This window comes from Streptacidiphilus neutrinimicus, from assembly GCF_000787815.1.
In the GTDB taxonomy this organism is placed as follows: Bacteria; Actinomycetota; Actinomycetes; order Streptomycetales; family Streptomycetaceae; genus Streptacidiphilus; species Streptacidiphilus neutrinimicus.
This window is the reverse complement of the sequence record NZ_BBPO01000085.1, coordinates 1-13611: the sequence shown is the minus strand read 5'-3', so window position 1 is coordinate 13611 and position 13611 is coordinate 1. Positions and strand designations below refer to the sequence as shown.

Sequence of the window (13611 nt, the reverse complement as noted above, 5' to 3'; positions counted from 1 at the left end):
GGAATGGGCTGGGCCAGTCATAGAAGGAAATGGACCAGATCGCCTGTGCCGCCGTCAAGCAGCGTCAGGCGTACGCCGGTTCACTTCACACGCGCGCGGGAACCGATCGGTGCCGCAGGCAGGTGGCCGACCGGTCCGGGGGCGCGGAGCCGCGGGGCCGCGCCCCTGGGCTCCAGGGGTCACCGTCTGCGGAGGCGGGAGACGAAGTCTCTCGCCCGCGACGTGCGCGGCGCGGAGAAGAACTGCTCCGGGGGCGCCGACTCAACGATGCGCCCGCCGGACATGAACAGCACCCGGTCGGCCGTGGCGTGGGCGAAACCCTGGTCCTCGGTGACGATGAGCATGGTACGCCCATCGGAGGCCAACTCGCGGGCAAGACAGTGAAGTTCCTCGGCCGGCTCGTCGAGGACCAGCACCTTGGGGTCGAGCACCAGGGCGCGGGCGAGCGCCACCCGGCCGCGCACGGCCGGGGTCAGCTGGCGGCTGCGCAGGCTCGACTCGTGGTCCGCGTCGACCAGCCGCAGGGCCTCGAGGGTGCGTTCGGCGGCCAGCTCCGGCGCGGTGCCGCGGACCTCGACCTGGCAGCGGGTCAGCTCTCCGAAGACGGTCCGCCCGAGGCCCAGCGCGCCGAGGGCGGTGACCAGGGCGTGCTCGACGGTCTCCGGCGGCGGCACCAGGCCCACATCCGCCCGCGCGGTGCGCCGCACGCGCCCGCGCGCGCCGGTGGCGAGGGGTGCGCCGTCCAGCAGGATCTCGCCGGAGTCGATCCGCTCCGCGCCGTGGATGGCCCGGCAGAGCGTCGTCTTGCCCGCGCCCGGTGGGCCGACCAGGGCGACGACCTCGCCCCGAGGCAGGTCGAGGTCCACCTCGTGCAGCGACTGCACCAGCCCGTGTCGTTTGCTCACGCCCCGCAGTTGCAACAGCCCGGCGCGCGGCGCGGGGGCGGAGGTCACGGTGTCCCACTCCTCGGGTACGGGCTGGTGGCGCTGGTCGGGCCACCCGGGCGGCGGTCCTGCCGCTCGGGGCGTGCCGCACGTCGTCCCGGCCGGGCCGCGCGGAGCACGGGGTCGACTCTACGGTGAGGTTCGCGGGCGCACCGCAGTTCTGAGGGTGATTTGAGGATCAGGATTTGAGGATCAGGCGCTGTTCCGGTGGTGCGCGGCGCGGCGGTTCGTCGCAGCTCGGTAACGGTCGCGCCAGGCGTCCCACCTCCCCTTGACCGGACCCGGTCGCATGGGAGTGGATGCGTCCTGGAAAGTACTGGAAGAGGTAGCGCCGAGTCAGGACGGGAGGAGTGACCGTGCGCCTGCTCCTGGTCGAGGACGACGAGCACGTCGCCGCCGCGCTGGTGACCGTGCTGAGCAAACACGGATTCGAGGTCCGTCACGCCCGTTCGGGCAACGAGGCGCTGGACGCCCTCGTCCCGGACGGCCGCCCGCAGTTCCGCGTCGTGCTGCTCGACCTCGGGCTGCCGGACCGGGACGGCTTCGACGTCTGCGACCAGATCCGCCGGCGCTGCGGCATACCGGTGATCATGGTCACCGCGCGGGCCGAGGTCCGCGACCGGATCCACGGGCTGAACATCGGCGCCGACGACTACATCGTCAAGCCCTACGACATGGGCGAGCTGCTGGCCCGGATCCACGCCGTGGCCCGCCGCGACGCCGCCGCCCGCCCGGCCCCCGCGCAGGCCCAACCGCAGCGCGAGGACCCGCACCAGCTGCTCGGCCACGCCTTCGGGCTCGTGCTCGACCAGGCCTCCCGTCGTGCCACCGTCCACGGCGAGGACGTCGCGCTCACCCGCAAGGAGTACGAGCTGCTGGCCCTGCTCGCGCAGAGCCCCGGCGTGGTCTTCCGCCGCGAGCAGATCATCAGCGAGGTCTGGCGCAGCAGCTGGGACGGCACGGCCCGGTCGCTGGAGGTCCACGTCGCCTCGCTGCGCCGCAAGCTCGGCCTCCCCGGCCTGATCGAGACGGTCCGCGGGATCGGCTACAAGCTGGCCGTGCCGGATCACCTGGTCCACGACTGAGACCGTCACCGAAACCGATCCGGACGTAGCCGTATGCGCACCCGCCTCCTCGGCATCCTGCTCGCACTCCTCGCCTGTGTGCTGCTCGCCCTCGGCCTGCCGCTGGCCGCCAGCGAGGCCCAGCGCGAGCAGCAGCGCGTCGTGGTCGACCGGATCGACGACACCGCGCGCTTCGCCGCGCTGGCCCAGAACCCGTTCGGGCAGGCCGACTCGCCCGCGGCGAGCGAGCAGCAGCGCACCCTGAGCGCGGAGCTGAACCGCTATCACGACGTCTACGGCATCTGGGCAGGCGTCTTCGACCTCAGCGGCCGTGCGCAGCACGCCTACCCCGCGACCTGGACCAACGCCCTCGACGGGCCGTGCGCCGAGCCGTTCCGCGAGGCCCTGGACGGACGCCGCAGCGACGATCCGGCCCAGGTCTGGCCCTGGCAGGGCGACCAGGCCCGCCTGGTGATCGCCTCGCCGGTGGTCTGGGACGGCGACGTGGTGGCCGTCGTCGTCACCGAGTCGCCCACGGACGGGCTGCGGGCGCGGGTCTTCAGCGCCTGGCTCTGGCTGATCGGCGGCGAGGCCTTCGCGGTCCTCTTCGCCGTCGGCGTCGCGGTCGCGCTGACGCGCTGGGTGCTCCGGCCGGTCCACGACCTCGACAAGGTCACCCACGACATCGCCACCGGACGGCTCGCCTCCCGCGTCGCCCCGGCCGGCGGCCCGCCGGAGCTGCGCCGGCTGGCGCGCTCCTTCAACGAGATGGCCGACCACGTCGAGCTGGTGCTGGACCAGCAGCGGGCGTTCGTGGCGGACGCCTCGCACCAGCTGCGCAACCCCCTGTCCGCGCTGATGCTGCGGGTCGAGGTGCTGGGCATGGAGCTGCCCGAGGGGCATGACGAGGAGATGTCGGGTGTCCGCGAGGAGGGCCGCCGTCTCGCCCATGTTCTCGACGACCTGCTCGGTCTCGCCCGCGCGGAGAACGCCCGGCCGGTCGCGGAACGCTGCGATGTCGGCCGGATCGTCGCCGACCGCGTGGAGGGCTGGCGTGCGCTCGCCCGCGAGCGGGGGGTCGCTCTGGCCTTCACCCCGCCGGACGGCCCGCTCGCAGCCCTGGCGGATCCGATAGGCCTCGGCAGCGCGCTGGACGCGGTGCTGGACAACGCGCTGAAGTTCACCCCCGAGGGCGACGTCGTCCGGGTCGAGACGGCGGAGATCGGGCCGGAGGTGGTCATCCGCGTCATGGACGGGGGACCGGGCCTGGACGAGGACGAGCTCGACCGCATCGGCGACCGCTTCTGGCGTAGCCCGCGCCACCAGAACACCGAGGGCTCGGGTCTCGGCCTGTCCATCGCGCGCGCCCTGCTCAGCGCCAACGGCGGCAGCATCGGCTTCGCCGCCCAGGAACCCAGGGGCCTGACGGTCACCTTCACCCTGCCGACCCACTGAGTCCGGCACTGGGTCCGGCACTGGGTCCGGAGCCGAGCCCAGCGGCCGCCGCCGGCGTCCGCGCCTGCCGGGCGGCGGTGCCGCAACGCTGTTTGTCGTGAGCATTGACCAAGCCATCGAGCACTGCGACATTGGCCGGTGTCAGCGTCTGGCTCGGCCGGTGCCTGGGGAGGGCCATTGATCGACGGGGCGCGGGAGCATCGGGTCGTCACCGACGACGGGGTGGAACTGGCCGTGGTGGAGGCGGGGGACCCGCTGCGGCCGACCGTCTGGTTCCTGCACGGCTACCCGGACTGCCGGGACCTCTGGGAGCCCGTCATGAGCCGGCTCAAGGAGCGCTACCACGTCGTCGCCTACGACACCCGCGGCACCGGACGCTCCACCTCGCCCGCCGGTCCCGCCCGCGCGGGGTACGCGCTGGAGCGGCTGGAGGAGGACTTCCTCGCCGCGCTGGACGCGCTCGCCCCCTACGGGCCGGTGCATCTCGTGGGGCACGACTGGGGGTCCGTGCAGGGCTGGGAGTTCGCGACCTCCGCCCGCCTGCAGGGCGGCCTCGCATCGTTCACCAGCATCGGCGGCCCCTGCCTGGACCACGCCGCGCTCTGGGCGCGCACGCGGCTGCGCCGCCGGAGCGCCGCGGACCTGCGCGCCCTGCTCGGGCAGGGGCTGCGCTCCTGGTACATCACGGCCTTTCAGCTTCCCCGCCTGCCGGAGGCCCTGTGGCGCGGGCCGCTGGCGCACGGCGCCTGGGCCGCCGTCTGGCGGGCCCTGGAGCGGACCCGTGTGCCGGGCCATCCCGCGCCGACGCTGGCCCGCGACGCCGCCAACGGCCTGTGGCTCTACCGCGCCAACACCCGGCGTCGCTCCCGCGCGCCGCGCGCGGACCGGGTCGCGCACGTGCCGGTGCAGCTCGTCGTCCCGGAGCACGACCCGTTCCTGTCCGCGCGCCTCTACGACGACCTCGATCGGTGGACACCGGTGCTGCGCCGGCACACGGTGGACGCGGGACACTGGCTGCCCCTCACCCGCCCGCAGGCGCTCTCGGACCTGATCACGGAGTTCGTGGACGCCGTACGCGTAGGTAGCATCCCGTCGGTGGGCCGCGATCACCGCGCGGACCCTCCCTCGGCCTTCGGCCGGGGGCACCCCCATTTCCGGCGCTCTGAGGGCGCCTGACGGCGCGTCGCACGCAACCGGGCACGCGGCAGGAGCGGAGGAGGACGCCATGACCGACGCCATGGGCAGAGTGCCGGGCCCGCGCCGGGAGTACCTCATCGACCACCTGGCCCAGGCCGCCGGCACGACCGTCCGCAACGTCCGTGCCTACCAGGACCGCGGCCTGCTGCCGCGCGCCGACCGGCGCGGCCGCGCCAACGTCTACGACGACACCCATCTGGACCGGCTGCGTCTGATCGCCGGCCTGCTCGACCGCGGCCACACCCTCGCGGGCATCAAGGAACTGCTCGACGCCTGGGAGGACGGCCGCAGCCTCGGCGGCCTGCTCGGGCTGGTGGCCGAGGTGACCGCGCCCTGGACCGACGAGCGGCCCGAGTACCTGGAGCGCGCCGATCTGGCCGCGCGCTTCGGCGGCCTGCGGGACTCCGAGGCGATCGCCGCGGCCGTCCGTCTGGGAGTGCTGGAGCCGGAACCGGGACCTGAGCAGGCGCACTCCGCGGACGCGCTCGCCGAGCGCTACCGCGTGCCCAGCCCCGCTTTGCTGGACGTGGCGGCCCGGCTGTACGAGCTCGGCGTGCCGCTCGCGGCGAGCATCGCGCACCTGCGGGAGGTGCGCGCCGACATGGAGCACCTGGCCCGCCGCTTCGTCCATTTCGCCGCCGTCGAGGTCTTCCCCCGCTATGTCGGCTCCGCTCCGCTCGACGACGTCGACGCCGCCCGCGCCGCCGAGGCGGTCCGGGCGATGCGCCCGCTCGCCCAGGCCGTCGTCGACGCCGAGCTGGCGCGCGCCATGCGCCACGAGGCGACGCTGCTGCTGGAGGCCTCCGTCGCCTCCCTGCCCGAGCCCGTGCGCGAGGCGGTCGCCGAAGAGCTCTGATCGGCCCTTGCCGGGGCCGGCGGGCTCAGCGTTTGACGGAGACGGCTCAGGGTGCGACGGAGACGGCTCAGGGTTTGACGGAGACGTAGTAGCGGCGGGCGCCCTCGGCCAGCGGCAGTGGTTCGGTGTAGATCGCCGACCGGACGTCCACCAGCTGCGCGGAGTGCACCCGCTGACCTATCGCGTCGCGGCTGTTCATCACGACCGACGTCATCCGCTCCACCAGTGAGCTCGGCACGTTCGCCCGGGTGACCAGCAGGTTGGCCACGGCCAGCGTCGAGACCGAGGTGTCCGGGAAGCTGTACGGGTAGGCCCAGGCCGGCACCGTCGAGGTCCGGTATATCTGCGTGTTCCGCGCGCCCACATCCGTCTTCTGGGCGACCTGGTCCATGCCCGTCGCCAGCCAGCCGAGCGGCACCAGCCGCACGTGCGCGCGCCTGGTGAGGTCGATGATGCCCTCGGTCGGCAGGCCGCCGGACCAGAAGAACGCGTCGATCTTGTGAGTCTCCAGTGCGGCCGGCGCGTCCGCGATCCCGTAGGGGAACTCCTGCACGTCCCGCCCGGCCTTGAGGCCGGCGAGCGCCAGGACGCGGTCGGCGATCAGCTCCACCCCGCTGCCGTGCTGGCCCGTACCGACCCGCAGCCGGCGCCCCTCAAGGTCCGCGATGCTCTTCACCGGGGAGTCGGACGGGACCACCAGCTGCACGTAGTCGTCGTACAGCTCGCCGACGGCGCGCAACCGGTCCTTGCCCGGCCCGTCGAAATGGGCCACGGCGTCAGCCGTGGCGATGCCGAAGTCGTCCCGCCCGTCCGCGATCCGGGCCAGGTTGTCCGGGCCGCCCACGCTCTGGTCCAGCTGTATCCGCACCCCCGGCAGCTCCTTGTCGACCGCGGCCTGCAGCAGCGACCCGTACAGCGCGTAGACACCGGACCGCGCGCCCGTCGCCATCCGGAACGTCCCCGTCGGATATCCGGGGCCGGCGCTCGCTCCCAGCCACCCGCCCAGCGCGGTGACGGCCACCAGCAGGAACGCGGCTCCGATCCGCACCCGGCGCAGGCCGAGCAGACGCCGCAGTCGCGGGGGCAGGATGGGTGGCATGTCGGGATCCTGCCAGCCCCGCGCCGCCCGGAAAAGGGGTCGACCGCGTCCGGGCCGCTCCGGGAGGGCCGGGGACGCGCGGAAACGGGCGCCGCGCTGCCCGTACCCTTGGGGGCGTGGGTACCGCAGACATCTCCGCTGACACTTCCAAGACGTACGACATCCGCACCTACGGGTGCCAGATGAACGTCCACGACTCCGAGCGCCTCTCCGGTCTGCTGGAGGACGCCGGTTACGTCCGCGCCGCCGACGGCGGCGAGGCGGACGTGGTCGTGTTCAACACGTGCGCCGTGCGCGAGAACGCGGACAACCGCCTCTACGGCAACCTGGGCCGGCTCGCCTCGGTCAAGGCGCAGCACCCCGGCATGCAGATCGCGGTCGGCGGCTGCCTGGCCCAGAAGGACCGCGACACCATCGTGAAGAAGGCCCCCTGGGTCGACGTCGTCTTCGGCACCCACAACATCGGCCACCTCCCCGCCCTGCTGGAGCGGGCGCGGGTCCAGGAGGAGGCCCAGGTCGAGATCCTGGAGTCGCTGGAGGTCTTCCCCTCCACCCTGCCCACCCGCCGCGAGTCCGCCTACGCCGCGTGGGTCTCCATCTCCGTCGGCTGCAACAACACCTGCACCTTCTGCATCGTCCCGGCCCTGCGCGGCAAGGAGAAGGACCGCCGCAGCGGCGAGATCCTCGGCGAGGTCGAGGCGCTGGTGAACGAGGGCGTCGTCGAGGTCACCCTGCTCGGCCAGAACGTCAACGCCTACGGCTCCGACATCGGCGACCGCCAGGCCTTCGGCAAGCTGCTGCGCGCGTGCGGGGAGATCGAGGGCCTGGAGCGCGTGCGCTTCACCTCGCCGCATCCCAAGGACTTCACCGATGACGTCATCGCCGCCATGGCCGAGACGCCGAACGTGATGCACCAGCTGCACATGCCGCTGCAGTCCGGCTCCGACGAGGTGCTGCGCGCGATGCGCCGCTCCTACCGTCAGGAGCGCTACCTCGGCATCATCGAGCGCGTGCGCGCCGCCATGCCGGACGCGGCGATCACCACCGACATCATCGTGGGCTTTCCCGGCGAGACCGAGGAGGACTTCGAGCAGACCCTCGAGGTCGTCCGCAGGGCCCGCTTCGCGCAGGCCTTCACCTTCCAGTACTCCAAGCGCCCCGGCACGCCGGCGGCGGAGATGGAGAACCAGATCCCCAAGGAGGTCGTCCAGGCCCGCTACGAGCGCCTGGTCGAGCTCCAGGAGCAGATCTCCTGGGAGGAGAACAAGAAGCAGGTCGGCCGGACGCTGGAGGTCCTGGTCGCGGAGGGCGAGGGCCGCAAGGACGGCGCGACGGACCGGCTGTCCGGGCGTGCGCCCGACAACCGCCTGGTGCACTTCACCCGCCCTGAGTCGCCCGTGCGACCGGGGGACATGGTCACCGTCGAGATCACCTACGCGGCCCCGCACCACCTGCTCGCGGAGGGCCCCGCCCTCGCCGTCCGCCGCACCCGCGCGGGCGACGCGTGGGAGCGCCGCCAGGCGGAGGCGTCCGCGCCGAAGCAGGCGGGCGTCATGCTCGGGCTCCCCACGATCGGCGCTCCCGCTCCGCTCCCGGTCGCGGAGAGCGGCTGCGCCTGCTGACGGAGGCGGTGAAGGACAGGCTTCGCCTGCTGACTGCTGATTGCTGACCGCTGCGCCTGACGACGGCTGCGGCCGAGGACGGGCGGTTCCGCTCGCTGACGGCTCCGTGGCCGACGGCTCCGCCTGCGGTCGGGTTCGCGGGCGGGCGCCGGGCCGTGCGGCAACTACTTGAGGTAGCGAAGTGTCCTGCCGGTAGGGTCTTGAGCCATGTTCGTTGCCGCCGCAGTCTGCCCCTGCCCGCCGTTGCTGCTGCCTGAGGTCGCCGTCGGAGCCGCGCCGGAGCTCGATCCCCTGCGGGAGGCGTGCGACGAGGCGCTGCGCGGGCTCCTCACGGCGAAGCCGGACGTGGTCTGGGTCGTCGGCCCCGGGCCCGAGCACCGGCTGTTCGACCAGGGCGGTGTCGGCGGTTTCCAGGGCTTCGGCGTCGACGTGACGGTGGGGCTGGGGGAGCGCGCCGAGGGGGAGACGCTGCCGCCCGGGCTCGCCGTGGGCGCGTGGCTGCTGGAGCGCGCGGGCTGGGAGGGGCCGGCCAAGGCTCTGGCCGTCCCGGACTACCTCGAATGGCAGCTGTGCCGGGAGAACGGCGTCGAGCTGCGGCAGTCCGCCGAGCGTGTGGCGCTGCTGGTGGTGGGCGACGGCAGTGCCCGTCGCACCGTGAAGGCGCCGGGGTATCTGGACGAGCGCGCCGAGCCCTTCGACGCGTCCGTCGCCGCGGGGCTCAAGAGCGGCCGACTGCCGCAGCTCGACGCGGAGCTCGCCTTCGAGCTGATGGCCTCCGGCCGGGCCCCGTGGCAGGTGCTGGCCGGGGCCGCGGACAGCGACGAGCAGCCGGTCGCTTCCGCCCGGCTGCTCTACGACGACGCCCCGTACGGGGTCGGCTACTTCGTCGCGTCCTGGTCGCCCGGGGTCTGACCGGCGGGCTGATCCGAGGCCCGGTCCGACGCCGTGTCCGTGGGCTTCTCGGTCGCCTCGCCCTGGATGGTGTCCTTCGGGCCGCCCATCTTGTTGACGGCTTCCTTCGCCTTGTCCCGTCCCGTCTCGATCCGGGACGTGTACTTGCCCTTGGTTGCCTTGTCGGCCATGTCGCCGACCTTGTCCAGGCCCGCGCCGATCTGCGACTTGTGGCTGCCCGCATACTCGGTGGCCTTCTTGGTGGCCTGGCTCATCGCGCTCTTGAGGGAGTCCGTGACGCCCATGACCGCTCCGTTCCTCGCCCGGGCCCAAGGGCCCAGAATGGGGCATTTCGCCTATCAATACCCATATGGTATTTCCGCTCGGAGCATTTGCCAGACTAGAGAGGTGACCAGTCCCGCCATCGCTTCCCCCGCCCGGGCCGTAGGCCCGGCGCGCGTCGTCGCCGTCGTCGGCGCCACCGCCGTCGGAAAGTCCGACCTCGGCGTCGCCCTCGCCCAGCATCTGGGCGGCGAGGTGGTGAACACCGACTCCATGCAGCTCTACCGGGGCATGGACATCGGCACGGCCAAGCTGACCATGGACGAACGCGACGGCGTGCCGCACCACCTGCTGGACGTCTGGGACGTCACCGAGGCCGCCAGCGTCGCCGAGTACCAGCGCCTCGCGCGCGAGCGGATCGACGCCCTGCTGGCGGAGGGGCGCACCCCGATCCTGGTCGGCGGCTCAGGCCTCTACGTGCGCGCCGCGATCGACGAGCTGGAGTTCCCGGGCACCGACCCGGAGGTCCGCGCCCGCCTGGAGGCAGAGCTGGAGGCGCACGGCTCCGGAGCGCTGCACGCCCGGCTCGCCGCCGTCGACCCGGAGGCAGCGCGGGCGATCCTGCCCAGCAACGGCCGTCGCATCGTCAGGGCGCTGGAGGTCGTGGAGATCACCGGCCTACCGTTCACCGCCAACCTCCCAGGCCACGATTCCGTCTACGACGCCCTGCAGATCGGCGTCCGCATGCCGCGCCCGCTCCTGGACGAACGGATCGCGCTGCGCGTGGACCGGATGTGGGAGGGCGGTCTCCTCGACGAGGTCCGTGCGTTGGAGGCGCAGGGCCTGCGCGAGGGCCGCACCGCTTCGCGGGCGCTCGGCTACCAGCAGGCGCTCGCCCAACTGGACGGCGAGTACGACGAGACCGAGGCGCGCGCCGAGACGGTCCGTGCGACGCGCAGGTTCGCGCGGCGGCAGGAGTCCTGGTTCCGTCGCGACCCGCGCGTGCACTGGCTCGACCGCGACCCGGACCTCCCCGCCGAGGACCTCCTGGAGCGGGCGCTCGCGCTGTTCTGACCACGCGGCTCCGAGCGCTCGCGCTGTTCTGCACGCGGCTCCGGGCACGCGCTGGTGCCGCGCTGGGCGCGCCCCGGAGCGCACGCGGAGCGCACTAGCGTCGCACTCCGGCCGCACTCGGGCCGCACTCGGGCCGCTGCTCGGAGGGCGTTTCGGTGCGGTGGCGTCGGCCCTCTGTCGGCGCGCGGACGACCGTCGTTCGCGCGTCTGTCGCCGACGATCGGACGCCCGGTCACGACCTGATCACGTCATGGCCACGGATCACCGAGAACGCCATCTGCGGGCGTCGCCGCACGCCCCCGCCGTGCCATCATCGAGCATCGAGAGCATCGGTTGTCCGGTGGAGCTGACTCCCCGGCGTTTCGCGCAGGGAGGCCGCGTGTCCATGGATACGGGCCCCGACACGCATCGGCTTCCGGACGACCCCTTCGATCCCGAGGACCAGGAAGCAGTGCACGCACAGGAGCTTCGGGCACGGGAACTGACGCCGCTTCCGTCGCTGCCCGCACAGGACGAGAACGCCCTGCACCGCCGCGAGCTGCGCCCCGAAGGACGGTTGCGGGTCTGGCAGGTCCTCCCGATCGCCGCGCTGGCCATCCTCGGCTCGCTGATGTTCGCCTTCCCGCTCGCCTTCGAGGGCGGCGCGGGCGCCTCCGGCGACTCGGCGGGCAGCCTGGTCGGCATGCTCGGTCTGCTGCTGACCGCCGCGTCCGCCGGCTGGGGCGCGATGGCCGCGCGCCGCGCGGGCTACGTCTTCCCCGGCCTCCCTCGCGCGGGCTCCGGCAAGCGCGCCGGCTGGCGTCCGCTGCTCGCCTACACGGCGACCGCGCTGATCCTGCTCGCCCTGGGCCTCTGGCGCGTCGCCCACCTGCACGGCTGAACCTGCCGCCGCGCCAGCACCCGCCTTTCCTGGCACCGGCCTCCCCGCCTGCCCTGGCGCCGGCCGCACAGGCCGGCCTCCGTCCGAGGCCGCGTCCGACGACCCGGCTCGGCCCGGCCGCGCTGTCGGTCGGAGGTGCGAAGCTGCTCACCCGTACCATGGATCACGTGAACGACATGGTGAAGGGCATCCGCTTCCTCAAGGGACACGGGACCGAGAACGACTTCGTCATCCTTCCCGACCCCGACGGGCTGTTGGAGCTGTCCGCCGCCGAGGTCGCCCTGCTCTGCGACCGCCGCGCCGGCATCGGCGGGGACGGGGTGTTGCGCGTGGTGCGCGCCGAGGCGCACCCGGAGACGAAGGCCGATGCCGCCGCCGCGAGCTGGTTCATGGACTACCGCAACGCGGACGGCAGCATCGCCGAGATGTGCGGCAACGGCGTCCGCGTCTTCGCGCGCTACCTCGTCGAGGCCGGGCTCGCCGAGCCGGGCGACCTCGCCGTCGCGACCCGCGCCGGGATCCGACGGGTGCGCGTGCCCGCAGAGGGCGACGTCACCGTGGACATGGGCAAGGCGCTGCTGCCCGGACCGGACACCGGCATCGAGGTCGCCGTGGGCGACCGCCGTTGGCCGGCGCGCAACGTGAACATGGGCAACCCGCACGCCGTCGCCTTCGTCGCCGATCTCGCCGAGGCGGGCGACCTGTTCACCGCGCCCGAGGTCACCCCGGCCGCCGTCTACCCCGAAGGGGTGAACGTCGAGTTCGTCGTGGATCGCGGTCCGCGTCACGTCGCCATGCGCGTGCACGAGCGCGGCTCCGGCGAGACCCGCTCGTGCGGGACCGGCACCTGCGCCGTCATGGTCGCGGCCGCGCGCCGCGACGGTGTGGACCCGGCCGTGACCGGCGAGCCCGCCACGTACACGGTCGACGTGCCCGGCGGTCGCCTGGTGATCACCGAGCGCCCGGACGGCGGGATCGAGATGACCGGCCCGGCCGTGATCCTCGCCGAGGGCGAGTTCGACGCCGACTGGCTCAGGACCCGCGCCTGACCCCCTGCGAGGCTGTCCGGCGGCGGTCGAGCGGCCGGTTTCCGGTGAACTCTTTATCCTTGCCACTCGCGAGCCGGTTCAAATCCCCCGAATGGGTGATCAACGTGACGTTCGGAACACGTGGCGTCGCTGTGTGTGTTGCACTCGCTAGCATGGACCATCGGAGCTGCCGCCTGCTCCGGTGATCGCTGCCGGAGGTGCGCATGAATGCCGGTGAAGCCCACGCCGTGCCGGGCGTCCCCGGCGCCCCGCTGGAGGGGGCGCTGGAGGGACGCAGAACCGTCTCTGCAGTCCGCGCGCTGCCGGGGCTGCGTCGGGCCGCCCTCGGCCGCACGGGGCTCGCCCGCACGGGTCTGGGCCGTGCGGGGATAGCGGCGCTGCTGGCCGGAGGCCGGCCGCAGTCCGCGAACGCCCTGGAGCCGGTGATCCGCGCGCACCGACTGCACCATCCGCGCGCCGAGTTGGATCTCGCCCTGCTCGACCGCGCCTACCAGGTCGCCGAGGCCTCGCACCGCGGCCAGAAGCGCAAGAGCGGCGAGCCGTACATCACTCATCCGCTCGCCGTCGCCATGATCCTGGCCCAACTCGGGGCCGAGACCACGACGCTGGTCGCCGCCCTGCTCCACGACACGGTCGAGGACACGGCGATGACACTGGATCAGGTGCGCGAGGGTTTCGGCGAGGAGGTGGCCTATCTCGTCGACGGCGTCACCAAGTTGGAGAAGGTCGACTTCGGCGCGGCGGCAGAGGCCGAGACCTTCCGGAAGATGCTGGTCGCCACCGGGCGAGACGTCCGGGTCATGGTGATCAAGCTCGCCGACCGCCTGCACAACATGCGGACGATCCGTCACATGAAGCCGGCCAGCCAGATCAGGATCGCCACCGTCACCCGCGACGTGCTCATCCCGCTGGCCGAACGCCTCGGTATCCAGGTGGTCAAGACGGAGCTCGAGGACATCGTCTTCGCCACCCTCCACCCCGACGAGTACAGCGCCACCCGGGCGCTGCTGGCGGCCGACGAGGCCCGTCGTTCCGGTCGGCCGACGACCGACCCGGCCGCGTCCGCCTCTTCCTCCTCCGCTTCCTCTTCCTCCGGCTCAGCCGCGCCGTCTGCCTCGTCCGCCGCCTCTGCCGCGGCCGGGGCGGGCGGACCGGCCTCGGCGGCGGGCGCGGGCGTCGGTGCGGGCCGGGGCGTGGC

At 73.2% G+C, this 13611-nt stretch carries 13 protein-coding genes; 10 read left to right on the top strand and 3 right to left on the bottom strand.

Translation table 11 applies throughout. From position 1 onward, the window contains the following. Positions 1-179: 179 nt before the first annotated feature. Positions 180-953: an ATP-binding cassette domain-containing protein gene (locus TR48_RS33150; RefSeq protein ID WP_042374129.1), complete on the bottom strand. Its 774-nt coding sequence runs from the start codon at positions 951-953 to the stop codon at positions 180-182. 347 nt (positions 954-1300) lie between these two features. Here TR48_RS33150 and TR48_RS33145 point away from each other — a divergent pair, with 347 nt between their 5' ends. The 4 genes from TR48_RS33145 (at position 1301) to TR48_RS33130 (ending at position 5516) form a co-directional block, all read left to right on the top strand. Further along, the gene (locus tag TR48_RS33145) at positions 1301-2029 is read left to right on the top strand and encodes a response regulator transcription factor (protein WP_042374147.1); all 729 of its coding nucleotides are present in this window, start codon (positions 1301-1303) and stop codon (positions 2027-2029) included. A 33-nt stretch (positions 2030-2062) separates the two neighbouring features. After that, positions 2063-3463 (top strand): sensor histidine kinase, encoded by a 1401-nt coding sequence (locus tag TR48_RS33140; RefSeq protein ID WP_042374128.1) that lies wholly within the window; start codon positions 2063-2065, stop codon positions 3461-3463. A gap of 177 nt (positions 3464-3640) precedes the next feature. Beyond that, complete coding sequence (locus TR48_RS33135; protein ID WP_063771118.1) at positions 3641-4639, top strand: alpha/beta fold hydrolase; 999 nt, start codon at positions 3641-3643, stop codon at positions 4637-4639. A 49-nt stretch (positions 4640-4688) separates the two neighbouring features. Then, positions 4689-5516, top strand: coding sequence for a MerR family transcriptional regulator (locus TR48_RS33130; RefSeq protein WP_052443253.1), 828 nt, complete (start codon positions 4689-4691; stop codon positions 5514-5516). Positions 5517-5583: 67 nt separating this feature from the next. Here the strand turns inward: TR48_RS33130 and TR48_RS33125 are convergent, their stop codons facing one another. Beyond that, entirely contained in the window at positions 5584-6615 is a 1032-nt protein-coding gene (locus TR48_RS33125; RefSeq protein WP_042374127.1) for a TAXI family TRAP transporter solute-binding subunit, read from the bottom strand. 116 nt (positions 6616-6731) lie between these two features. Here TR48_RS33125 and miaB point away from each other — a divergent pair, with 116 nt between their 5' ends. Then, positions 6732-8237, top strand: a complete 1506-nt coding sequence (gene miaB / locus TR48_RS33120) for a tRNA (N6-isopentenyl adenosine(37)-C2)-methylthiotransferase MiaB (protein WP_268873614.1) — start codon at positions 6732-6734, stop codon at positions 8235-8237. Positions 8238-8444: 207 nt separating this feature from the next. Further along, the gene (locus tag TR48_RS33115) at positions 8445-9149 is read left to right on the top strand and encodes a class III extradiol dioxygenase subunit B-like domain-containing protein (RefSeq protein ID WP_042374126.1); all 705 of its coding nucleotides are present in this window, start codon (positions 8445-8447) and stop codon (positions 9147-9149) included. Here the strand turns inward: TR48_RS33115 and TR48_RS33110 are convergent. After that, on the bottom strand, positions 9116-9433 hold the full coding sequence (locus TR48_RS33110) for an antitoxin (protein WP_042374125.1): 318 nt from the start codon (positions 9431-9433) through the stop codon (positions 9116-9118). The two genes, TR48_RS33115 and TR48_RS33110, sit on opposite strands and share 34 nt — an antisense overlap. A 118-nt stretch (positions 9434-9551) precedes the next feature. Between TR48_RS33110 and miaA the strand changes: the two genes are divergently transcribed. The 4 genes from miaA to TR48_RS33090 form a co-directional block, all read left to right on the top strand. Beyond that, positions 9552-10484, top strand: a complete 933-nt coding sequence (gene miaA / locus TR48_RS33105; RefSeq protein WP_042374141.1) for a tRNA (adenosine(37)-N6)-dimethylallyltransferase MiaA — start codon at positions 9552-9554, stop codon at positions 10482-10484. A 385-nt stretch (positions 10485-10869) separates the two neighbouring features. Beyond that, positions 10870-11364 (top strand): hypothetical protein, encoded by a 495-nt coding sequence (locus TR48_RS33100; RefSeq protein ID WP_152628316.1) that lies wholly within the window; start codon positions 10870-10872, stop codon positions 11362-11364. A gap of 176 nt (positions 11365-11540) precedes the next feature. Next, the gene (gene dapF, locus TR48_RS33095; RefSeq protein ID WP_042374140.1) at positions 11541-12413 is read left to right on the top strand and encodes a diaminopimelate epimerase; all 873 of its coding nucleotides are present in this window, start codon (positions 11541-11543) and stop codon (positions 12411-12413) included. A gap of 203 nt (positions 12414-12616) precedes the next feature. Further along, positions 12617-13611 (top strand): HD domain-containing protein (locus TR48_RS33090; protein WP_236652442.1); only part of this gene is annotated, 995 nt, incomplete at its 3' end.